This is a genomic window from Allobosea sp. NPDC055353, from assembly GCF_053644975.1.
On sequence record NZ_JBSHMC010000004.1, the window covers coordinates 101,549 to 123,144 of the forward strand.

A 21,596-nucleotide genomic window follows, 5' to 3' on the forward strand; every position below is an offset into this window, starting at 1 on the left:
GCCGCTTCAGCTTGCGGATCGCTCGTCCGCTCCGCGACGCAACAGAAAGACCACGGCCCCGCTGCTCATCAGTGCCAGGCAGAACCAGGTCAGCGCATAGATCAGGTGCGTGTTGCGGAAGCTGACCTGGGTCATGCCGCCCTGTGGCAACGGGCCCGGTTCGGCGGCGGCATCGGCATCGACGAAATAGGGCGCGACCGCACCCAGACCTCGCGCGGCAGCGATCGCGGCAACGTCGCGCGAATACCAGCGCCCTGCAGCGGGATCGTTATTGCGCAGGAAGCCGCCGCCAGGCTCGTTCAGGCGCAGCAGCCCCACGACCCGCGTCTCTCCGGGTTCCGCCGCGCGGCGCTCATCCACCCCGCGCCGATCCTCCGGCACGAAACCGCGATTGACCAGAACAGTGAAGCCGGCATCGCTGCGGAACGGCGCCATGACCCAGAAGCCGGGTCCGCGCCCGGTGACGGCCATGGTCAGCGTCTCCGGCGCATCGAGATAGCGGCCCTGCATGGCGATGCGTCGGTATTCGTCGGCGGCTGCACCAACGCCGCTCCACTCATCCGGCCCCGGTGCTGTGCTCGGAGCAGCATGAATCCGCGCCTCGACGCGGGCGATCAGGTCAAGCTTCCAGCTCCGGCGCTCGACCTGCCAGATGCCGAGCCCGACGAAGACCAGCGTGAAGAGACAGAGCGCCGCGGCAAAGGCGAATCGGGCAAACCCACCGCGCGCGTGCCCGCCCGCATCCACCGACATCGGCCCTGCCTTACATTCTGTGCATGTCCGGCATCATGTTGCTGTTGAGGTGGAACATCACCCAGAGCGAGCCGGCGAGCACGATCGCCACGATAACGAGGGTGAAGATCAGCCCCATCATGTTCCAGCCGCCCTCCGAGCGGCCGTTCATATGGAGGAAGTAGACCATGTGGACGACGATCTGCGCGGCCGCGAAAGCCATGATCACGATCGCCGTCAGCGTCGCATTCCCCAGCATGTCGTTCATGACCAGCCAGAACGGGATCGCGGTCAGGACGACCGAAAGCAAGAAGCCGGTGACATAGCCGCGCAGGCTGCCATGCGGGGCATGGTCGTCGCCATGGGCGCCATGCGGTTCGGCTTGGTCGTGGCTACCGCTCATTTCAGCACGCCCATCAGGTAGACGAAGGTGAAGACGCCGATCCAGATGACGTCGAGGAAGTGCCAGAACATCGAGAGGCACAACAGGCGCCGGCGGTTCGCCTCGATCAGCCCGCGCTTCGAGACCTGCACCATCAGCACCGTCAACCAGATCAGGCCGAAGGTGACGTGCAGGCCGTGCGTGCCCACCAGCGTGAAGAACGAGGACAGGAAGGCACTGCGCATCGGCGTCGCGCCCTCGCGGATGAGATGCGCGAACTCGTAGAGCTCGATCGCCAGGAAGGCGAGGCCGAACAGCCCGGTGACGACGAGCCAGCGCTGCATCAGCGCCTGCTTGCCCTTGTCCATCGCCAGCATGGCGAAGCCATAGGTGATCGATGAGAACAGCAGCATGGCGGTGTTGACCGCGACCAGCCTGAGATCGAACAGGTCGGCGCCAGAGGGCCCCGCTGCATAATTGCGCCCGAGCACGCCATAGGTCGCGAAGAGCACTGCGAAGATCAGGCAGTCGCTCATCAGGTAGAGCCAGAAGCCGAGCATGGTCGAGCCGCCGGAATGGGCGTGATCGTCCCCGGTGACGTAGAATGCCGGCACGCTCGCGGCTTGAGCCTGTGCTTTCGCCTTGGCCATCATCGCCCCTCAGGCCCGTCCGAGCTGTCGGCTGCGCGCTTCCTCTTCCCGCACGACGTCGCCTGCGGGGATGTGGAAATCGCGGTCGTAGTTGAAGCTATGGATGATCGCGGTCGCGACCACGCCGACGAAGGTGAGCGCCGCCAGCCACCAGATATACCAGATCAGCGCGAAACCGCAGACCGTGGCGAGCCCGGCGATGATCACGCCCGCACCGGTGTTCCGTGGCATGTGGATCGGCTTGAAGCCGCCGAGCGGGCGGCTGTAGCCGCGCTTCTTCATGTCGGCCCAGGCATCGAGGTCATGCACGATCGGCGTGAACGCGAAATTGTAGGCCGGCGGCGGCGAGGAGGTCGACCATTCCAGCGTGCGCCCGTCCCAGGGATCGCCGGTCACGTCGCGCAATTGCTCGCGGCGGAGGATGCTGACGCCGATCTGGATGATGAAGCAGAGGATGCCGAGCGCGATCAGCACCGCGCCCATCGCCGCGACCACGAACCAGATCTGCAGCGACGGGTCCTCGAAGCGGCTGAGCCGCCGCGTCACGCCCATCAGGCCGAGCACATAGAGCGGCATGAAGGCGACGTAGAAGCCGATCACCCAGAACCAGAACGAGAGCAGGCCCCAGAATCGGTCGAGCTTGAAGCCGAAGGCCTTGGGGAACCAGTAAGCGATGCCGGCGAAGACGCCGAAGACCACGCCGCCGATGATGACGTTGTGGAAATGGGCGATCAGGAACAGGCTGTTATGCAGGATGAAATCGGCCGGAGGCACCGCCAGCATCACGCCGGTCATGCCGCCGATGACGAAGGTGATCATGAAGGCGAGGAGCCACATCATCGGCAGCTCGAAGCGGATGCGGCCACGATACATCGTGAACAGCCAGTTGAAGATCTTCGCCCCCGTCGGGATCGAGATGATCATCGTCGTGATCCCGAAGAACGAGTTCACGCTGGCGCCCGAGCCCATCGTGAAGAAATGATGCAGCCAGACGAGATAGGACAGGATGGTGATGACCACCGTCGCATAGACCATCGAGGCATAGCCGAAGAGGCGCTTGCCGCAGAAGGTCGAGGCCACCTCGGAATACACCCCGAAGATCGGCAGGATCAGGATGTAGACCTCGGGATGGCCCCAGATCCAGATCAGATTCACGTACATCATCGGGTTGCCGCCGAGATCGTTCGTGAAGAAATTGGTGCCGACATAGCGGTCGAGCGTCAGCAGCGCGAGTGTCGCCGCCAGGATCGGGAAGGTCGCGACGATCAGGACGTTGGTGCAGAGCGCGGTCCAGGTGAAGACCGGCATCCGCATCATCTCCATGCCGGGCGCCCGCATCTTGACGATGGTCGCGATCAGGTTGACGCCGGACAATGTCGTGCCCACGCCTGCGATCTGCAGGGCCCATAGGTAGTAGTCCATGCCCACCCCGGGCGAGTAGGCGGCCCCCGAAAGCGGCGGATAGGCGAGCCAGCCGACCTTGGCGAATTCGCCGACGAACAGCGACATCATCACCAGGACGGCGCCGCTCACCGTCATCCAGAACGAGAAATTGTTGAGGAAGGGGAAGGCGACGTCGCGCGCGCCGATCTGCAGCGGCACGACATAGTTCATCAGGCCGGTGACGAAGGGCATCGCCACGAAGAAGATCATGATCACGCCATGCGCCGTGAAGATCTGGTCGTAATGATGCGGCGGCAGATAGCCCTCGTTGGCGCCGAAAGCGATCGCCTGCTGGCCACGCATCATCAGCGCATCGGCGAAGCCGCGCAGCAGCATGATCACGCCGAGGATCATGTACATGATCCCGATCTTCTTGTGGTCCACGCTGGTGAACCACTCATGCCAGAGATAGCCCCAGAGCCTGAGCCGAGTGACCAGCGCGATGAGCGCGAGGCCTCCGAGCGCGACCGCGGCGAAGGTCCCGATCAGGATCGGCTCGTGATAGGGGATCGCCTCAAAGGTGAAGCGCCCGAAGATCAGCTTCCACCAGTCGGGATAGGTCATCGCTCACTCGCCTCAGTTGGCGACACGGGCGGTGACGCCCGCGGTGCCGTAGACATCGGTCGGCGTGCAGATCGCCGTCACGAACGGACGCGGCGGCATCGGCTGCCCGCCCCGGCGCACGCTCTTGTCGTATTCGAGCTGCGCGACGATATGGATGCCTTCCTTGCCGCCGCCACCCTTCGCGTCCAGCGCCATCATGTCGCGCGTGCACATCTTCGCCCGGTCGACGCACATGTTGAGGATGGCGCTGAAGAGATCGGACGGGATGTCGCGGAAATAGCGGACCTGCTCGCGCTCGCTCGGCTTCTCCAGCACGAGATACTCCTCGCGCCCCAGCGGGCTGCCGGTGCGGATCGCACCCTGCACCCAGTCGCCGAAAGCCTTGTCGTCGACGCCACGGAAGCGGAAGCGCATGTCGGAGAAGCCGGCACCACTGTAATTGGCCGAGAAGCCTTCGAACTCGCCGGCATGGTTGATCACGGCGTTGAGTTTGGTCTGCATGCCCGGCATCGCGTAGATCTGGCCGGCCAGCGCCGGAATGAAGAGCGAATTCATCACCGAGGACGAGGTGATGCGGAACTCGATCGGCTGGTCGACCGGCGCCACCACCTCGTTGAGCGAGGCGATGCCCTGCGCCGGGTAGAGGAACAGCCATTTCCAGTCGAGCGCGACGACCTCGATGACGAGCGGCTCCTTGCGGACGCCGTTGCCACCGGCCTTAGCCTCGACCACCGGCTTGCCGGCACTGATGCGGTTGAGCGGGCGATAGGGGTCGAGCAGATGCGTGCCCATCCAGGTCATGGCGCCGATCACGATGATGATCAGCAGCGGCACCGACCAGATCACCACCTCCAGCGGCAGCGAATGGTTCCACTCCGGATCGTAGCTGGCCTTGGCCGAGGCGCGGTAGCGCCAGGCGAAGAAGATCGTCAGCGCCATCACCGGCACGATGATCAGCAGCATCAGCCCGGTCGAGGCGAGCAACAGGTTGCGTTGTTGCAGCGCAACATCGCCGGACGGGCCGAGCAGCACCATCTGGCAGCCGCCGAGCAGCGCGAAGAGCGGTAGAACCGCTAAAAAACGAAAGATCCGCAAGAGACTCGAGACCTCCCTCATCCGGGACTGCCGTTCTCTATTCCCATTCTTTCGCACCGCACATAAGACAATCTGTCTCATTGCGATGGTTTGACGGGTGGCTTCTATCCACCGTATCCATTTGTATCAGGTGCGGGCAAGTCCGGTTCGGCCGGCAGGCCCGCCAACGAGGAATTCGCGGTCATGAGCGCTGACGCAGCGAACCATTCAACGAGGCATCCGGCGGACGAGCATGGCCGCGACCACGTGTCGCCGGCCGATATCGCGCTCGGCGTCATCATCGGCCGGACCTCGGAATATTTCGATTTCTTCGTCTTCGGCCTCGGCTGCGTGCTGGTTTTCCCCGAGCTGGTCTTTCCCTTCGCCGACCGCCTGACAGGCACGATCTATGCCTTCGGCATCTTCGCGCTGGCTTTCGTCACCCGCCCGATCGGCTCGGTGCTGTTCTTCGCGATCGACCGCCGTTACGGCCGCGCCACCAAGCTCACCGCCGCCCTCTTCCTGCTTGGAGGCTCGACGGCGGGTGTCGCCTTCCTGCCGGGCTATGCGACGCTCGGCATCTGGTCGATCGTCATCCTCGCGGGCTTTCGCCTGCTGCAGGGCATCGCGCTCGGCGGCGCCTGGGACGGGCTGTCCTCCCTGCTTGCGCTCAATGCCCCGCCCAACCGCCGCGGCTGGTATGCGATGCTGCCGCAGCTCGGAGCGCCCTTCGGCTTCATCCTGGCGGCCGGGCTCTTCGCCTATTTCGAGGGTGCGCTCTCGAAGCAGGATTTCCTCGGCTGGGGCTGGCGCTATCCCTTCTTCGTCGCGCTGACGATCAACGTCGTCGCGCTTTTCGCCCGGCTGCGCATGGTCGCGACCCAGGAATTCGCCCAGCTGATGGAAACCCGTGAGCTGATGCCGGTCCCGGTCGTCGAGCTCATCCGCGTCCACGGCCGCACCCTCATCGTCGGCGCCTTCGTGCCGCTGGCGAGCTTCGCGCTCTTCCACCTCGTCACCATCTTCCCGGTGAGCTGGATCAATCTCTTCACCGACCGCTCGGTTTCCGAGTTCCTGCTGGTGCAGGCCGCCGGCGGCGTGGTCGGCGCAGGCGCGATCGTCACCTCCGGCCTGATCGCCGACCAGATCGGGCGCCGCAACACGCTGCTGCTTTCGGGCGGGATGATCGCGCTGTTCAGCCTGTCGAGCATCGTCGCGCCCCTGCTCTTCGGCGACAGCCTTGCCGGCCAGACGATCTACGTGATCATCGGCTTCGGCCTGCTCGGCCTCGCCTATGGCCAGACGGCCGGCGCGGTCGCTTCCAGCTTCAAGGCGCAATACCGCTATACCGGCGCGGCACTGACCTCCGACTTCGCCTGGCTGATCGGCGCCGGCTTCGCCCCGCTGGTCGCGCTGACCCTGTCGAGCAGCTTCGGTCTCGCCTGGGTCGGCCTCTACCTGCTCTCCGGCGCGCTCTGCACGCTGGCGGCCCTGTGGATCGACCGGCGGCTGGAAGGGCGCTACGGCTGAGGCATTCTCTGTCGCGGCCCTGGCGGTACAGAAAGCGGTGACACCGCGTCATCCGCCTCAAGGACGGGAATTCACCCGCGCGCGCTTCAGGGCCGCTTCCGGCAGAGCGCGGCTTCGGCCTTCGTCGCCTCGCGGACGATGCGCGTGGCGACGACCGGCGGCTTCCGGCTCTCATCGATCTCGCCGGCGAAGACGATCGTGCCGTAATAGGTGCCGCTGACCTCCGCCACGCGCTTGCGCTCGGCTTCCGTCAATTGCGTCAGCGACGCTTCGGTGCGCGGCAGGCGCCGGTTGGAGGGCAGGAGCAGGACGTCGCGGGCCGGGCATGGCGCCCGGAAGCAACGCAGGCCGTTGTCGCAAGTGACGAACAGGGTTTCAGCCTGAACGGGTTGCCAGAGCAGGAAGCTCAGGGCCGATGCGGTGACGATCCTCATGATGTTCTGTCATCCCATACCGCACGGGGGGCGTCGTCCATACGGATGACGCCCCCCACTTTTCAGAACAAGCGTGAAACCGCATCGATCCGTCAGGCGGCCTGGGGCTGCTCCGCCGGCGCCAGATAGGCGCTCTGGAAGGTCGACATCACATGCGCGACCATGTCGCGGGCAATGTGGAGCTGATCGTCCTGGAAGGCGAGCGCGCGGGGCGAGTTCAACACGATCTCGTAGCTCGGGAAGTAGTCGACGAAGTCGTGGCGCCGGAACAGCTCCTCCGCCACCGCCCGCAGCAGCGATTTCGAGGCGCTGTTGGCGACGATGACATCGGCGTCCTTGAAGGTCGCGCCGAACGGCACCGGCGAGACCGTGACGACGAAGCGCATCTCCGGGTGGCAATGCTCGCGGATCAGCCCGATGATCTCCTCCATGTCGGCGAGCGTCGCATCGTAGCCGTAATCCACGAAACGGAAGCGCTCCGGCATCCGCTGCAGCCAGGTCGGGCCGGGATGGGCGTTCATGGCGATGCCTGTCTCGGCATCCTGCCAGGTCTCGGTCAGGCCGAGCGTGAAGAAGCAGATGCGCGCCTGCCTGATCTGCGCCGTCGCCTCGGTGAGGCGCCTGCGATTGGCGAAGGCGCTCTCGCGATCCAGCAATCGCAATCCGCTGGCCTGCGGGTCGAACCATTGCCCCGGCGCGAGCTCGATCAGCCCCTCGTCGGGATAGCTTTCACCGAGCAGCACGCGCTTGAGCTCATGCGTCATGGAGCGCACCGAATATTTGTTGAGCGCGCCCCGGCTGAGCTGGCCGCGATCGGCCCCGCCGCCGCGGCCGGTTTCCTCGCTCCAGCTCTCGAAATGCTCGGCCGGCACGCCATGGCCTGCGAGCAGCAGCGGCAGGCCGCGCAGCATCAGGATGTTCTCGACCTCGCGCGCGAAGCAGGAGCCCATGGTGAAGATCGGCCAGGACGGGTCGATCCTGAATTTCGGCTTATGCGCCACGGCGAGATAGTCACCCGTCGTCAGGCGCTCCCTGGCCATTTTCTCGGGCTTGCCCGAGGTCCAGCCGCGCACGGGGTTTCCGCGCATGATCGAAAGGGCCGTGCCTGCATCGTATTCGATCTTCATGATCGTCTCCTGGTTCGTGGAAGCCGATAGCCGGAGAGCCTTCGCGCCCCGCCAGGCTTGGCGAAGCCGTTCATGCCCCCGGATCGGCCTTCACATCCGGTGGGGAATGCCGTTCCGGTCGAGGAAGCCGCGCATCCGGTCGTAGGAGCCGGCATAGCTCTTCGCGAGGCCGTTCAGCGCCGCCTCCTGATAGACCGCGCGCCAGCCGCCCTCAGCCAGCGCCGCCTCCGGCACGACCGGAATCTTCAGCGTCTCCGCCAGTTCCTGGCTGCGCGTATCATAGGCGACGAGCACGCCGGGCACGCCATGCGCGACGGCCGGCAGCACGCCATGGACGCGATAGCCGACCGCGAGGTCCTGCGAGCGGGCGAAGGCGTCGTAGTGCTCGACATCGAAGAACGAGAAGAGCTGTTTCTCGTAGATTCGACGCATCGCGGCATCGTCCGCCCCGTTCCACCAGCCGGTGCGGATGAATTCCGCGACAGCCTTCTCCTTGGCCGCGGGATCGCGCAGGAAGAAGGCCTTCTCCTCCTGCTCGCCATGCGAGGACATCACCATCTCGCTTTGGCTGTCGACCTTGAGCAAGGCAGCCTTCTGGTTGCGCAGATAGGCTTCCGGATCGGCGGTGTAGCTCTTGTCGGCCTCGCGACGCAGGCTGAACGCGACCTTGCGGATCTCGCGCTGATCGGGGACGCGGATCTGGAGGTCGCGATTGCGGGTGCGGAAGATCGAGGGACAGCCGACGACCTCGACATTGCGGATACCGTTCTGCCTGAGCGTCTCGGCGCTGAAGGCGCCGCGCACGCCGATGGCGGCCGAACGCTCGGCCACGATCGACCAGAAGCGCTTCGAGCCCTCGGACAATTCGATCCGGCGGTTCTGGCTCGCCTGCGCGCCGACGCCGATGGCGTAGACCGGCAGCTTGACCTTCTCCAGCACCTCGACGGCGCGGAACCACTCCATGCTCTCATGGATGAAGTTCGAGCCGCGCACGAAGACGAAATCGAACTCGCTGGCATAGCGCGCGATGTCGGCATCCGTCGGCGACATGATCTTCATCGGCTCCAGATGCGCGTAATCGAGGAGCTTCAGCGTCGAGTCGTAGACGATCATGTCGCCGATATTGAAATAGTCGCTGAGCAGCTTCTCCATCGGCGCGCGATACCAGCGCACCTTGTCATGGTCGTAGACCTCGCCGGCCGGGTAGATCACCAGTGCCCGCAACGCCTTCGTCTTCGAGACCGGGCGCAATTCCGAGCCGGGCGCGAGCGCGCCGGTGCGGGCATCGGCGACCGCGATGGAGCGCAGACGCGTCTCCGGCAGGGCCGGCAGCGGGATGGCGATCTCGGCCATGGTCGCATCGCCGGTGACGAGCGCGCCCGGGTTGATAGTGGCGTAGTCCTGCCCGTCGATGAGCAGGCGCAGCGACGGCCAGCTCCCGCCGGGCTCGCGCGCGACGAGCACGACGACCTCCTGCGTGGTCGCGCGCAGGATCTTCATGCTCTGCACGACCTGGCTGGCCGGGAGCGGATGGGCGGGCGCATTCATGGATTGTCCTTCACGATGCGGATTTTGATGCGGACGAGATCGCGCTGGGGGCCGAGCTTGCAGTCGGCGACATGCATCTTGGTCATGAACAGAAAGGGCTCGTTGCCCGTGGTCTCGAAATTGCGCGAGGGCGAGGCAGGGTCTGCGATGGCGCCGTAGCCATAGCGGTCGCGATCGCCGCAATCCTTGCTCCACATCGTCGGATGCGTGACGAGCGTCTGCAGCGGCGACCAGCTCACGAGGTCCTTCGACCAGCTATAGGCGACACGCCCGCCGGCAATGCCCAGCTTGGGATCGGGGCCGAGATGGAACAGCGCGAGCCATTGCCCGCTCGCCTCGTGCCGGGTGACCGAGCCGACCGTGGTGGGCAGGTGCCTGAGCGGTTGGCATGGCCGGGCCTGGCTCAGGTCGCCGCGATAGGGATCGACGGCGGAGATCGTGAAATCCTGCCCGTCGAAGGCGCGCCACGCCGTCGCGTCCTTGATATCCGTCGAGCGGAACAGGCAGACGCCGTTCTTCTGGCCCTCGCCGCCCGTCGTCGCGATCAGCGCATACCAGGCGCCGTCCGTCTCGACGATGTTCGAAGGGTTGAAGAAGCCGCGATGCCGACCCTGCCCGACCTCCTGCTTGTAGGGCGGCGCCGCCACCAAGGGACGCGGCTCGTCGGTCCTGAAGCTGCGACCGCCATCGTTCGAGCGAGCGGCAGTGACGACATTGTACCAGCAGCTCATCGCCGCCTTGAAGCGGCAGGCGCCGGGATGCTTGTCGGCATGGTATTCGGCATGGATCAGCGCCTGGACATGGCGGCCGTCATCGGTCCAGGTCGCGGCGATCCAGCTCTTGTCGCTGAATTGGCTCGGATCGGCGCTGTTCTTCGCCTGGAAGGACACCGCGCAGCTCTTGCGGATCGAGGTGAGGTCACGGCCGATCAGCGGACGGCTGCGGTAATGGCTGGCGAAGGCGACGACCTCGCCCTTGTCGTCGCGGAAGGCGCGCAGCGGCGCATCCGGCAGGTCCCATTCCTCGCAGCGCTCGCGCGCCCAGGAGACCACCGTCTCCTCCTGCGCGCCGGGTGCGAGCTCGAGCCGATAGCCCTGCGCGACCGCGGGCAGCGCCAGCAGCAGGCATGCGGCCGACAGGGCCGCCTGCAGGGCGGGGGCGCCCCTCATGCCACCTTCCTTTCCGGCGCGGGCGCCTCTTGGGCAGCCGCAGCCGGCTTGACCATCTTGTGGTCGACCTTGTTCTCGCTGAGGAACGCGCTCATCGCGCGGTAGACCTGCCCATAGGCTGCGTTGAATCGGTCGAAGCGCGCCTGCTCCCAATAGTCTTCCAGCCTGAAATCCTGGCCGGAGAAGACGTCGACGCTCGGGATCTTGAACGTATCCGCGAATTCGACGGTGCGGCTGTCATAGGTGAAGTAGATCGAGGGCGTACCGTTGGCGAGCGCCATCAGGTTGCCGTGCAGACGGTAGCCGAGCACGAGGTCGAGCCCACGCACCAATCGCTCGTATTCCGCGACCACGTCGGAATAGAACATCCGGGTCTGGTAGAGCCGCTCGACCTGCTCGTCGAGATACCAGCTATTGGCCCATTCATTGGCGCGCAGCGCCGTCATCGCCTGCGCCTGCTGGTCGATGGTGCCCAGCGCGAGCTTCTTCTCCTCGACCTCGCCCTGCGACATCAGCGTGACCTCGAAACGATCCGCCATCGCCTTCACCAGGGAGCGGTGGAAGGTGAGGTAGCGCTTGATGTCCTGCGCATAGGTCTTCGAGACCTCGCGCCTGAGCGTCACGCCGGCGGTCTTGATCTGCTCCAGCGGCGGCAGCCGGATGGCGAGGTTGGGATCGTTGTTCCGGAACGCCGTCGGGCAGCCGATAATGCGGACATTCCTGATGCCGAGATCGTTCAGCACCTCGGCGGAATAGGTGCCGCGCACGCCGAGCGAGGCGGTGGAATCCGAAATGAGCTTGAGGACCGTCTTCGTGTCCTCGCTCAGTTCCAGCTTGCCGCTGACCGGCGCCTGCGCGCCGATGCCGAAGGCGATGACCGGGATCTTCAGCCGGCGCAGCACGTCCGCCGCCTGCGCCCAGTTCATCTGCGCATGGACATAGTTCGAGCCGCGCAGGAAGACGTAGTCGTATTCGGCATTGAGCCGGTCGATCATCGCGGGATCGACGCGATCGATCGGCAGCTCGTCGAGCTTCTCGAAATTGAGCAGCTTCAGCGAGGAATCGAAGACGAAGGCGTCGCCGATATTGTGGTAGTGCTCGATATGGCTCTGCAGATCGGCATGGCGATACCAGCGGACATTGTCGTGGTCATAGACCTCCCCGGAGGGGCTGATGACGAGGATGCGGGCCATGGTCGGGTCTCCCCTGTTGTTTCGTTATGGTTTCAGGCGATCATCGCGGGAGGGTCCTGCCGCACGGGCGCAGGCTTGCTGCGTTCCGCCAGCAGGCGGCGGTAGAGATCGAGATGCGTCCCGGCGCATTCGACATGGCTCATCGGCCGCTTGATGCCGCCGCGCAGACGATCCCAGAGGCCGGGCTCGGTCAGCGCGCGCGTCATGCAGTCGACAAGGTCTTCCGGGCTGCCAGGCCGGAAATGCAGGCCGTCGACCTCGTCGGTGATCTTCTCGGCCATGCCGCCGAGATTGCTCGCCAGGATCGGGCGGCCGTGGAAGAACGCCTCCTGGATCACGATCGGCGAGTTTTCCCACCAGACCGAGGGCATCACCATCCAGTCGACCGAACGCATCAGGTTCGGCATCTCGCGGTTCTGGAAGGCGCCGCAGAAGCGCACGCGGCGCCCGGCCGCTTCCACGAGCTTGGCGAACTTGTCCTGATAGGCCTGCGGCTGCCTCTCAAGGTTGCCGCCATAGACCAGCAGGATCGAATCCTCGCCCCAGACATCTTCCGGAATGCGGGTCACCGCATCGATCAGCACATCGGCGCCCTTGTAGGGCGTGAGCTGGCCGAAATAGGCAAAGCGCGAACGCCGCCCCTTGCCCTCCGGCAGGGGGCGTGGCGGGGCGGCGCCGGCGACATCGATGCCGTTCTCGATCACCGAGAAACGGTCTTCAGCGAGGCCCCAGTCGACATAGCGATCGACGAGGAAGCGGCTCGGCGAGACGAAATGGTCGGCCAGTCCCAGCATGCCCTTGATGAAGGTCTCGCGAGCGAGGAAGCGGGCGGGCGAGATGTCCGGGAAGCAGGCGTTGCAGTCGGTCGGCGAGGCCCGGTAGCAGAGCTTGAATTGGCCGGTCTTCACCATCTGGCCGTGATGGTGACAGATCGAGAGATATTCGTGGAAGGTCACCACGATCAGCGCGTCCGGCAGCGCGTCGCGCACCGCGAACAGGCATTCGAGGCCGAGCCCGATGAAATGGTGGAAATGCACCACGTCGGGCTTCAGGTCGTTCAGCACGCGCACGAAATCGCGCTCGATCTCCTCCGTCGCCCGATTCGAGATCAGGAAGTGGTCGTAATCCTCGGCATAGTAGAGCAATTCGCCGCCGCGCTGGCGCAGGCTCATCAGCGCCGTGCCGGCATGGCGCGGCGTCGGCGCACCGACGCGGGCGAGGAAATGGGAATCGACGCCCTCGCCCGCCTGCAAGCCCTTGTGGAGATTGTAGGAAGCCACCTCCGCGCCACCCAGGGACATCGAAGGATGGCCGTGCGATATCACGAGAACCCGCATCCTCAGCCTTTCATGTTGGAGATGGCGAGCGCCCAGCGCCGGTCGAAGCTGGTGCGGTCGGCAAGCTGGGCGAGCGCGCCGGCATGGGGCGCCGCGGTTTCGCCATCGTCGACCGCATAGACCTCGACATCCGGCACCCAGAGCGAGGGCGAGCCCGCCATCCGGAGCTTGAGGCAGAGATCGAGCCCCTTCTCCGCCGTGGTGAAATAGTTGCGCGCGAAGCCGCCGACCTCGATAAAGGCGGCGCGCGACAGCACGCAGCACTCGCTCGCCCCGGCAGCGACCTCCATCGGGCCGAGATTGCCGACAGCTTCCAGCGGATAGCCGACGAAACGGTTGGCGATCCGCCGGCTTGCCCCCTCGCCTTCCAGCCAGGCGCCGGCCCAGCGGATCGAATCGTCCTCGAACAGAAGCGTGGGGCTGGCGACGCATTGGCCGCCCCGCGCCCGATAGGCCCGCTCCAGCCGGCCGAGCCAGCCGGGCATGCGGATCTGCGCGGCGCCGGAAAGCAGAGCCACCGTCTGGAAACGACAGGCACGCACGCCTGCCTCCAGCGCGTCGCAGGCATCCTCGACGCCTTCCACTGCGACGAGGCGCATCGACAACCCATAGAAGCGCGCGAGCCGGCGCGCTTCCGCGCCGACGCGGTCGAAGCTCTCGGAGGGCGCCGCGAGCACGATCGGCAAGGGCCGCGCTTCCGGGTCCATCGCGAGCAAGGCGAAGAGCGCCGACAATTCGCGATGGCGGTGATCGAGTCCGATCACGAGGCCAAGCGCGGCTTCCGGATCGAAAGCACCGACATCGAGCGTTTCCGCGGCGCGCGGCGGCGCGATCTCGGCCGCCTGCAAAGCCGGCGCGATCTGCCGTTCGACCACGGCATTGGCCGTCGAGGAACGGGCATCGAGCAGACCGAGCACACGCTCGAGCGCCCGCCGTGCCGGGGCACGGTTGGGTTCGAGCGGCAGGAAGGCGGGGCCCGTGCCCTGCACCTCGAAAGCGAGATGCAGCGGCTGGCCGGCCTCCGGCAGGAGTTTCGGTGCGAAGACGATGAAACCGTGATTGTTACGGCGCGACGCGAGCGCAGGGCCGAAGCGCGGGTCTTCCATGAAGGCTGCCGTCACGTCGGCGCGCTGCACCCGGGTCCACAGGCGATCGACAGCGCAGGACTGGCTGCCGCTGCGCAGCGAGACGCCGTCGACACGGCGCTCGGGATCGAACAGCCAGCCGATGATGAGCACGCCGGTGCCTTCGACCACGGTCACCGAGTCGATGCCGGCGCGTACCGGCTCCTCCAGCAGGCAGACCGTGTCGCGGCCGTCGAAGCGCTGCGAGGCGCGCTTGAGCTTGTCGGCCGTCGCCTGCGGGGCCGTACCGCGCTGTAGGCCGTCGCGCAGATGGCCGGGCACGGTGATCGGTTCGAGCAGGACATAGCGCTCATAGACCTCGAGCGCGCGCCAGCCGTCATTGCCGCGGAAATAAAGCCGTTCGATCTCGCCGGGATGCTGGACGTGGCAATCCTCCAGCAGGCCGAAGAAGCCGCGCGCACCCTCGCCGAGATCGTCGCGCTCGAAGGTCCCGGTTTCGAGATGGGCCGGCGACAGGCCGCCATGCGAGATCAGGAGCTTCACGCGCCCGGCGGCGAAATGGGAGGTCCAGCCCTGCAGGAAGATGCTGCGTTCCGCCCCCGCGATATCGTCGAGCTTGCCCATCACTTCGACGAAGCCGCCTGGCCGCGCCACCGTCTGCAGCAGCATCGCCACGGCCCTGAGGCGCCGCGGATTGGGCGCCCCGGTCAGCAGCACTTCGAGCAATCCGTCGACCACGCTCGGGAAAGCCTGCCCGGCATCATCCGCGAGTTCGGAGAGGAAAGCCTGCAGGGGCTGCGGCTTCGGCGCCAGGATCAGGCGCAGCGGCCGGCCGGGCCTGCCGATCAGCAACGCGCCGGTGCCGCTGTTGTCGACGCTAGGCGCCGGCGCGAGACACAGGAAACCGGTGGCGGCAGACGGCTCGGCACCGGGCCGGCGCCAGCTCAACACCATGGTCTGGGCGCGGTTGCGCGGGTTGCCGTCGACCGCGACCGGCACCTTCGCTGGAATGGCATCGCAATGGCTGCGGACGAGGATCGCGTTCTCGCCGAGCGGCGTCCAGGCCACGGTCGGCGCCTGCGCGATCGCGGTCCTCTCGGGAACGATGACCTCGCTCATCCCTCACCCTCCCCAAAGCGTGACGGCGAGCGTGACGAAGGACATCACCGCCGCGAGCGTCGAGAGGAAGCCGAGGATGACAGTGACCTGCCGGAGCGGCGCCCGCGCCTCCTTGCGGATCGCGTCGAGTCGCTCGTCGAAGCCGCGCAAGGTGCCGTCGAAACGGAGCTGGAAGACGTCGAGCTCCCCGAGCCTGCGCACGATCTCGCTCTGGCTCTCGGTCTCGGCCTTGGTCGCCTCGGCCAGCGCATGGTTCTCCTCCAGCCGCGCCGCGATGCGGTCGAGCTTCTCGTTGAGCTCCTTCTGGGCAAGCTGGGCGCGCCGGTTGAGCACGATCAGCATCTCGACCTTGTCGAAGAAGCGCGCCAGCGGCACCGCGATCGCAGCCTCCGCCGCCAGTTCGTCCGCCGCCGGCAGGCGCAATTCGAGTTCGACGCCCGTGGCCGCGGAGACACCGACGATCGTCAGACGCGCACGCGCCGCGACCAGCGCCTCGTCGAGATCGATCGAGAAGGCGTGCTTGCCGTCGCCGATGCCATTGCGGCGCAGATCGATGCGGCTCTGGTCGGCCTTGGTCTCTGCGACGACCTTGCCATCCAGGGAAATCCTGACGGTGATCGCCTCGTCGGGACGAGCCTCGTCCCAGATCCAGCCATGCAGGCGGCTGCCGTCGAGGGCATCGACCCGTCCATTCAGGCGGGCAGGGTTGACGTTGGGAAGGCGGACCTCGTTGTCCTGATCGGGACGGCGGACCTCCTGGTCCTGATACTGAGCCGTTGTCATGCGGCCTCCGCGAGCTTGAGATCATCGAAGAGGGCGAGGTGGCGGCCGACGCAGCTTGCTAGCGAAGGCTGCTCGGCGATGCCGTGGACGAGGCGCTGCCAGAGGCCGGCCTCCTCCATCGCCCGGCGAAGGGTACGGGCCAGTGCGGCCGGGTCGCCCGGCCGGACGTGCAGCCCGTCGATCTCGTCGCGCACCATCTCGGCCATGCCGCCGATCGAGCTGACGATCGGTGGGCGGCGGTGCTGGAAGGCTTCCTGGATGACGAGCGGTGCGTTCTCCCACCAGATCGAGGGCATCACCACCCAGTCGACCTCCGCCATCAGGCCCGGCACCTCGTCACGGGAATAGGGCCCGCAATGGGAGACGACGCCCTCTGCGCCTGCAAGCGCCGCGTCGAGCGCCGTCGTGAAAGCCTCGCTCTGGAACGGCGCGCCACCGTGGATGCGCAGCGAGAATTCGGTTTCGCCGGAAGCGCGCAGCAATTGCGCCGCCTGCAGCAGCGGCAGCACGCCCTTCCAGGGGTTGAGATTGCCGAAATAGCCGAAGCTGGTGCGTCGGCCGGTGGCCTGCCGGTGCGGCGCGGCCTCCTGCGCCGGGCGGGCATTGGCGATGACCTCGATCCGCTCGCCGGGCAGACCCCAATCGACATAGCGCTGGCGCAGGAAGCGGCTCGGCGCGACGAAACGGTCGACCGCCGCCAGATGCGTCTTGATGAAGCGCTCGCGCAGCAGGAAACGATCGGAGCCGATCTCGGGGAAGCAGCCATGGCAGGCGGAGGGCGAGGAGCCGTTGCAGCGCTGGCGGTCGCCCGGCCGCACCATCAATCCGTCATGATGGCAGATCGGATAATAGTCGTGCAGCGTCATCACGATCGCCGCCTGCGGCAGCAGCCGGCGGGCCAGTGTCAGGAACTCCGCGCCGATCAGCACGAGATGATGGACGTGGATCACGTCCGGCCGGAACTCCTCAAGCAGCGTCGCGAGATCCTGCAACGTGCCGTAATGGTCGATCTGGCTCATGTGGAAGCGGTCGTAATGCGCGCTCCACAGCACCACGTCCTCGCCGATCGCCTGCAGCGCCGTGCCGGGATGGGGCTCGCGATGCATCGCATTGGTCGCGCCGAGGAACAGCACCTCGCAGCCCTGCTCGCGATAGGCCTGCGACAGATCATGCGCGAAGATCTCGGTGCCGCCCGGATGCAACGCCGGATGGTTATGCGCGACGACGAGGATGCGCCGGCTCATGCCATGCCCCCCGGTCCCTTGCCCCCCGGCTTCGTGGCGATCAGCAGATCCTGGTAATGCGCCGCGCTGATGCCGCGCCAATGGCCGGGCCTGAGCGCCTCGACGGTAAGCCCGGCCTGCGTCGCCTGCTCCAGCAGGAAGCGGCTGTCGATGCCGGCGGCCGCGAGCGGCGCCTCGTCGATGGCGTACCAGCCCGGCCCATCCTGCCAGCGCTTGAAGGAGAGGCGCTCCTGCCCCGTCGAGGTGCCGTCGATCGCGAAGGCGGTCAGGAAGAGGCGCCCGCCCGGTGCCAGCAAGCGCGCGGCCTCCTGCAGGTAGACCACCAGTTCCTCGGGCGGCAGATGCGTCGCGACCGAGGTCATCGTCACGAAATCGAAGCTGCCATTGGCAAAGCCGAAGCGGACCTCCAGGCCAGGCAGGGATCCTTGCGGGTTGTAGAGCGGGTGAGCGATATCGAGCCGCTGGAAGCGGAAGCGCGGATAGGCCGGGGTGATCGTCTGGGCGCACCAGAGGATGCCCTCCATCACCGGATCGACGCCATCATAGCTGCCGCGCTCGGGATCGAGATATTGCGTCAATGGCACCGCCATGCGGCCGATGCCGCAGCCAATATCGAAGACGCGCTCATGCGGCCGGAGGCGACCGATGCGGATGAAATGGCCGAGGAACTCGGCACCGATCGCGCGATAATCGCCATCGCCGACGAAGATCGAATCCGGGGGCGGATGCGGCATGAAGCGGTTGCTCTGCAGCGACGCCATCAGCCAGTCGAGCTCGGGCCCGGCGGAAACTTCCGCGGGAGCCGGCTCTGGTGCGATCTGTCTCAGGGCGGTCATGCTGCGGTCGCTCTCCTGAAGCCGAAGCGGGGAACAAGGTCGGGTTCGCTGGGAGCAACGGGCGCCGGCAAGGCGAGCTCCGGGGCGGATGTCTCGAAGGCCTGCATCAGCGCATCGATCTGCGCGCCCCAGCGCTGGCTTTGCAGCCAGGCATTGTGCTGGGAGGCGGCGCCGCGCGTGTAGTCGGTGCTGCGCGCGATCGATTGCCGTTCGAGATGGTAGAGCGCGACATCCGGCACGTAGAGGATGCCGAAGCCGGCGCGGCGGATCTTGAGGCAGAGGTCGCTGTCCTCGTAATCACCGATCACATAGCTCTCGTCGAAGCCGCCGAGCTCCTCGTAGAGATCGCGCGCCATGACGATGCAGGCCCCGGTGACGCCGGGCACCGGTCGCTCGACATTGGCCGGCGCGTAGCTGCCGGGCATGCCCTTGAAGTAATGATGGTTGAGCCAGGTGCCTTTGCTGTCGCGCTTGAAGAACAATCCCGCATGTTGCAGCGAGCCGTCATCGTAGAGCAGCTTCGGGCCGACGGCGCCGACCCGCGCCCCGCGATCGAGCTTGGCGATCAGCGTTGGCAGCCAGTCGTTGGCGGTGGGGATCACGTCGGAGTTGACGAGAGCAAGAACCTCGCCGCGCGCCTGGTTCGCGCCCGCATTGCAGGCGGCCGAGAACCCGCCATTGCGCCGCATCGCCACGAGCTGCATCGGCAGGCCGTAGGCGAGATGCAATCCGCCGAGGAGGTGGCCGACCTCAGCCTCGTGCTCGGGTGAATCGAGCACATAGATCAGCTCGGCATTCTCGGCGAACCAGCGGTCGCCGGCGAAGGCCGCGACCTGCACGCGCAGGAAATCGTAGACGCGGTAAAGCGGGATCACGACCGAGGCCTTCGGCCGCGCCAGCGGCTGGCCGAACATCCTGGCGGTCGGTTCGGGCCGGCTGTCGCGCAAATCCTCCTGGCAGGCGGCGAGCACCGGCGCGAGCGTCGTCTCCAGCATATCGGCCGTCAGGTACTGCGGCGGGATTGCCGCGAGCGCCCTCGCCCGGATCGTCACGGCATCGGCCGGCTGCACCGGCGGGCGCAGCGTCAGCGTCGTGCCGGATTTCAGCTTGATCTCGCAGCGCGGCTGCAGCACCGGCGCCCCGGTGGCGTAATCCGAGGCGAAACCGGCAAAGCCCGTGGCGGCGCGCGTCTCGCCATCCGCCCCGGCCGGCAGGCGGACAGGGAAGCGTTGCAAATGCGCGAGCATCGCGATCGGCTCGCCATTGCCGCGATGCAGCAGCACTTCCTCCAGCAGATCGTCGGGATCGCGCAGCCAGCCACCGATCAGGAGCCCCGCCCGGTTGCAGACCGCGAGATCGAGCTCGGCGGCGGGCAGATCGTCGCTGCGGCGAACATGCTGGACGGCGAGCGGCACGCGCCGCTGCATCTCGATGGCGAGCAGACGGCCCTGTTCGGACAACCCCGCAAGCTGCTCGACGACCCAGTTGCGCAACCCGTCCCGGCTGGCTGCCTTGCCCGCCCACCAACGGCCGAGCGAAGCCGCCGCCTGCCGGCCGGGCAAGGCGCGCAGCACGAGCGAGCGCTCGCCCTGCAGAATCAGGAGCCCGCCGCCCCGGCTGGGCGGCGCGTCGAGAACGAGATGAAGCTCGCGCTTGCCGCCGCGATCGGTGGCACCCAGCCTTGCCTTGAGATCGAGGCGCGAAAGCCCGGTGCCATCGAGGCGCGCGACGCCCTGCAAGGCACCAAAATCGGCCGGCACGGCCGTCTCGAACAGCCACTGGCCTTCGACCAGGGCCGCGGTCGGCTGCATTGCCGCCGGCTTGGGAAACAGGGTCAGCAGAAGCTGGCGCAGAAAGGACAGGTAGTTCGGAATCGCAGCGAGACCGAACAGCGGCGGCCAGGACCGGACCAGCGCATTGGCGAGCGTCAGGCGCGCCTGAGGGGCAAGCTCCTTCAGAAGCTCGGTCGGGTCGGCGAGGCCATGAACCAGCGTCGGGTCGAAACCGGCCGTCACATCCCCCTGCGGCCCGTGATCGCTGAGGGTCGCGACGACATTGTCATGGCCAGACGAGCGGAAGGCGACGACGAGCCGCTCGCGTCCATCGCGCAGGCCGAGCGAGATCGAGGCCGCAGGCAGGCGCCGGCCGCTGGCGGTGAGCGCGATCGCAGGCTTACCGAAAGGCGAGGCCTCGAGCGTCCAGCAGAGCAGGAAGACCGAACCGCCGAGGCGGTGGAGTTCGAGCTGGGCCGGCGGTGTCGTCGCCATCGCGACAGGCGCAAGTGAAAGCATTGGGGCGTTCCTGCGGCACGGAGAATCCCGGAGCGCTTGCGGAAAGCGGGGGGACACTTTCCGGGGACATGCGCGCTCCGGGGCTGCGGATCCCTCGCCCGGCCATGCGGCGGACGAGGGATCGCATCAGGATCAGGCGACCGTGAAGTAGGAGTTCGGGTCGGCCTGAACGTCGTCGGCGGAGACGCCGACCAGGGTCAGCGTGTCGCCATTGCCGAGGTCGACGACCGTGTTGCCGCCAACGGTGGTCGCACGCGCGGCCACGTCCTCGGCCGAAGACACGCCCGTGCCGTTGATGTCCGAGGCGATCTGCAGCATGTCCGAGCCCGCCTCGAAATCGAGGACGACATCGTTGCCGCCGCCGCCGGCGAACACGAAGGTGTCTGCGCCCGCGCCGCCATGCAGCATGTCGTTGCCGGCACCGCCGAACAGCATGTCGTCGCCCGCGCCACCCTGCAGGATGTCGTCACCGACGCCGCCATTGAGGATATCGGCACCCTCACCGCCCTGAAGGACGTCGTTTCCGGCGCCACCCTGGAGGATGTCGTCGCCGGGTCCGCCCTGCAGGATGTCGTTGCCTTCACCCCCGACCAGGACATCGTCGCCGGCATTGCCGCGCAGGATGTCGTCACCGGCGCCACCGATGAGCGTATCATTGCCCTCGCCGCCGAACAGGGCGTCATTGCCTTCGTCGCCGGACAGGACATCGTCGCCGAGCCCGCCGAACAGGGTGTCATTACCCTCGCCGCCGAACAGGGCATCGTTGCCGCCGTCGCCGAACAGCGTGTCATCGCCCTCTTCGCCGAACAGGGAATCGACCTGATCCCCACCCTTGACGATGTCATCGCCGGCGCCGGCGAGGATCACGTCGCTGAAACGACTCCCAATCAAAAAGTCGTCGAATGCACTTCCTTCGATCGTTGCCATACGGCACCTCCTCAGCGATCTGATGAACCTGGAACGTTCGACGGCCGCACCGCGGAACGAAAAGACCAGGAATGGGTACGACAGCCTTCCGATAGATCAGGCCATCATTCGACCGGGGGAAGATTGCT

Annotated in this window: 18 protein-coding genes; 1 reads left to right on the forward strand and 17 read right to left on the reverse strand. The window is 66.5% G+C overall.

From position 1 onward, the window contains the following. Positions 1–6 precede the first annotated feature (6 nt). Genes ACWIEX_RS23570 through cyoA form a run of 5 tightly spaced genes read right to left on the reverse strand, consistent with a single transcriptional unit; the run spans position 7 to position 4,866 of the window. Complete coding sequence (locus tag ACWIEX_RS23570; protein WP_454035353.1) at positions 7–753, reverse strand: SURF1 family protein; 747 nt, start codon at positions 751–753, stop codon at positions 7–9. Between the two features lie 10 nt (positions 754–763). Next, the gene (gene cyoD, locus ACWIEX_RS23575; protein WP_454035354.1) at positions 764–1,135 is read right to left on the reverse strand and encodes a cytochrome o ubiquinol oxidase subunit IV; all 372 of its coding nucleotides are present in this window, start codon (positions 1,133–1,135) and stop codon (positions 764–766) included. Next, positions 1,132–1,764 (reverse strand): cytochrome o ubiquinol oxidase subunit III, encoded by a 633-nt coding sequence (cyoC, locus tag ACWIEX_RS23580; protein WP_061966279.1) that lies wholly within the window; start codon positions 1,762–1,764, stop codon positions 1,132–1,134. Before cyoC ends, cyoD begins: the two co-directional genes overlap by 4 nt. Before the next feature lie 9 nt (positions 1,765–1,773). After that, a complete protein-coding gene (gene cyoB, locus ACWIEX_RS23585) occupies positions 1,774–3,771 on the reverse strand; it encodes a cytochrome o ubiquinol oxidase subunit I (RefSeq protein ID WP_454035355.1) in 1,998 nt (665 codons plus the stop codon). A 12-nt stretch (positions 3,772–3,783) separates the two neighbouring features. After that, positions 3,784–4,866 (reverse strand): ubiquinol oxidase subunit II, encoded by a 1,083-nt coding sequence (gene cyoA, locus ACWIEX_RS23590; RefSeq protein WP_454035356.1) that lies wholly within the window; start codon positions 4,864–4,866, stop codon positions 3,784–3,786. A gap of 183 nt (positions 4,867–5,049) precedes the next feature. On the opposite strand from cyoA, the gene ACWIEX_RS23595 reads away from it, so the two are divergent. Continuing rightward, entirely contained in the window at positions 5,050–6,375 is a 1,326-nt protein-coding gene (locus tag ACWIEX_RS23595) for an MFS transporter (RefSeq protein WP_454035357.1), read from the forward strand. A gap of 86 nt (positions 6,376–6,461) precedes the next feature. Here ACWIEX_RS23595 and ACWIEX_RS23600 read toward each other — a convergent pair whose 3' ends face one another. The 12 genes from ACWIEX_RS23600 to ACWIEX_RS23655 all read right to left on the reverse strand — a co-directional run bounded on the left by ACWIEX_RS23600 (position 6,462) and on the right by ACWIEX_RS23655 (position 21,468). Then, a complete protein-coding gene (locus tag ACWIEX_RS23600) occupies positions 6,462–6,809 on the reverse strand; it encodes a hypothetical protein (protein ID WP_454035358.1) in 348 nt (115 codons plus the stop codon). Positions 6,810–6,901: 92 nt separating this feature from the next. Then, entirely contained in the window at positions 6,902–7,936 is a 1,035-nt protein-coding gene (locus tag ACWIEX_RS23605; RefSeq protein WP_454035359.1) for a GSCFA domain-containing protein, read from the reverse strand. Positions 7,937–8,026: 90 nt separating this feature from the next. Beyond that, positions 8,027–9,484, reverse strand: a complete 1,458-nt coding sequence (locus ACWIEX_RS23610) for a polysaccharide pyruvyl transferase family protein (RefSeq protein WP_454035360.1) — start codon at positions 9,482–9,484, stop codon at positions 8,027–8,029. Then, positions 9,481–10,653, reverse strand: coding sequence for a hypothetical protein (locus ACWIEX_RS23615; RefSeq protein ID WP_454035361.1), 1,173 nt, complete (start codon positions 10,651–10,653; stop codon positions 9,481–9,483). Before ACWIEX_RS23615 ends, ACWIEX_RS23610 begins: the two co-directional genes overlap by 4 nt. Next, positions 10,650–11,846, reverse strand: a complete 1,197-nt coding sequence (locus ACWIEX_RS23620; RefSeq protein WP_454035362.1) for a polysaccharide pyruvyl transferase family protein — start codon at positions 11,844–11,846, stop codon at positions 10,650–10,652. Before ACWIEX_RS23620 ends, ACWIEX_RS23615 begins: the two co-directional genes overlap by 4 nt. A 32-nt stretch (positions 11,847–11,878) precedes the next feature. Continuing rightward, the gene (locus tag ACWIEX_RS23625; RefSeq protein WP_454035363.1) at positions 11,879–13,147 is read right to left on the reverse strand and encodes a glycosyltransferase family 4 protein; all 1,269 of its coding nucleotides are present in this window, start codon (positions 13,145–13,147) and stop codon (positions 11,879–11,881) included. Between the two features lie 38 nt (positions 13,148–13,185). Then, positions 13,186–15,387 carry a glycosyltransferase family 2 protein gene (locus tag ACWIEX_RS23630; RefSeq protein ID WP_454035364.1) on the reverse strand — a complete coding sequence of 734 codons (2,202 nt, stop codon included), beginning with the start codon at positions 15,385–15,387 and terminating at the stop codon, positions 13,186–13,188. Between the two features lie 3 nt (positions 15,388–15,390). After that, entirely contained in the window at positions 15,391–16,170 is a 780-nt protein-coding gene (locus ACWIEX_RS23635; protein ID WP_454035365.1) for a hypothetical protein, read from the reverse strand. Beyond that, entirely contained in the window at positions 16,167–17,414 is a 1,248-nt protein-coding gene (locus tag ACWIEX_RS23640; protein ID WP_454035366.1) for a glycosyltransferase family 4 protein, read from the reverse strand. Before ACWIEX_RS23640 ends, ACWIEX_RS23635 begins: the two co-directional genes overlap by 4 nt. Next, the gene (locus ACWIEX_RS23645; RefSeq protein ID WP_454035367.1) at positions 17,411–18,250 is read right to left on the reverse strand and encodes a class I SAM-dependent methyltransferase; all 840 of its coding nucleotides are present in this window, start codon (positions 18,248–18,250) and stop codon (positions 17,411–17,413) included. The genes ACWIEX_RS23640 and ACWIEX_RS23645 overlap by 4 nt, the downstream gene beginning before the upstream one ends. Then, positions 18,247–20,541: a glycosyltransferase gene (locus tag ACWIEX_RS23650; RefSeq protein WP_454035368.1), complete on the reverse strand. Its 2,295-nt coding sequence runs from the start codon at positions 20,539–20,541 to the stop codon at positions 18,247–18,249. Before ACWIEX_RS23650 ends, ACWIEX_RS23645 begins: the two co-directional genes overlap by 4 nt. 132 nt (positions 20,542–20,673) lie before the next feature. After that, positions 20,674–21,468 carry a calcium-binding protein gene (locus tag ACWIEX_RS23655; protein ID WP_454035369.1) on the reverse strand — a complete coding sequence of 265 codons (795 nt, stop codon included), beginning with the start codon at positions 21,466–21,468 and terminating at the stop codon, positions 20,674–20,676. Positions 21,469–21,596: the final 128 nt, after the last annotated feature.

Excerpts from the sequence above, each read along its gene's own strand:
- ACWIEX_RS23625 (WP_454035363.1), bottom strand. The coding sequence starts at position 13,147 with ATGTCCCTGGGTGGCGCGGAGGTGGCTTCCTACAATCTCCACAAGGGC.
- cyoD (WP_454035354.1), bottom strand. The coding sequence starts at position 1,135 with ATGAGCGGTAGCCACGACCAAGCCGAACCGCATGGCGCCCATGGCGAC.
- ACWIEX_RS23655 (WP_454035369.1), bottom strand. The coding sequence starts at position 21,468 with ATGGCAACGATCGAAGGAAGTGCATTCGACGACTTTTTGATTGGGAGT.
- ACWIEX_RS23635 (WP_454035365.1), bottom strand. The coding sequence starts at position 16,170 with ATGACAACGGCTCAGTATCAGGACCAGGAGGTCCGCCGTCCCGATCAG.
- ACWIEX_RS23645 (WP_454035367.1), bottom strand. The coding sequence starts at position 18,250 with ATGACCGCCCTGAGACAGATCGCACCAGAGCCGGCTCCCGCGGAAGTT.
- cyoB (WP_454035355.1), bottom strand. The coding sequence starts at position 3,771 with ATGACCTATCCCGACTGGTGGAAGCTGATCTTCGGGCGCTTCACCTTT.
- ACWIEX_RS23570 (WP_454035353.1), bottom strand. The coding sequence starts at position 753 with ATGTCGGTGGATGCGGGCGGGCACGCGCGCGGTGGGTTTGCCCGATTC.
- ACWIEX_RS23610 (WP_454035360.1), bottom strand. The coding sequence starts at position 9,484 with ATGAATGCGCCCGCCCATCCGCTCCCGGCCAGCCAGGTCGTGCAGAGC.
- ACWIEX_RS23620 (WP_454035362.1), bottom strand. The coding sequence starts at position 11,846 with ATGGCCCGCATCCTCGTCATCAGCCCCTCCGGGGAGGTCTATGACCAC.
- ACWIEX_RS23630 (WP_454035364.1), bottom strand. The coding sequence starts at position 15,387 with ATGAGCGAGGTCATCGTTCCCGAGAGGACCGCGATCGCGCAGGCGCCG.
- ACWIEX_RS23600 (WP_454035358.1), bottom strand. The coding sequence starts at position 6,809 with ATGAGGATCGTCACCGCATCGGCCCTGAGCTTCCTGCTCTGGCAACCC.
- ACWIEX_RS23640 (WP_454035366.1), bottom strand. The coding sequence starts at position 17,414 with ATGAGCCGGCGCATCCTCGTCGTCGCGCATAACCATCCGGCGTTGCAT.
- ACWIEX_RS23595 (WP_454035357.1), top strand. The coding sequence starts at position 5,050 with ATGAGCGCTGACGCAGCGAACCATTCAACGAGGCATCCGGCGGACGAG.
- cyoC (WP_061966279.1), bottom strand. The coding sequence starts at position 1,764 with ATGGCCAAGGCGAAAGCACAGGCTCAAGCCGCGAGCGTGCCGGCATTC.
- ACWIEX_RS23650 (WP_454035368.1), bottom strand. The coding sequence starts at position 20,541 with ATGCTTTCACTTGCGCCTGTCGCGATGGCGACGACACCGCCGGCCCAG.
- ACWIEX_RS23605 (WP_454035359.1), bottom strand. The coding sequence starts at position 7,936 with ATGAAGATCGAATACGATGCAGGCACGGCCCTTTCGATCATGCGCGGA.
- ACWIEX_RS23615 (WP_454035361.1), bottom strand. The coding sequence starts at position 10,653 with ATGAGGGGCGCCCCCGCCCTGCAGGCGGCCCTGTCGGCCGCATGCCTG.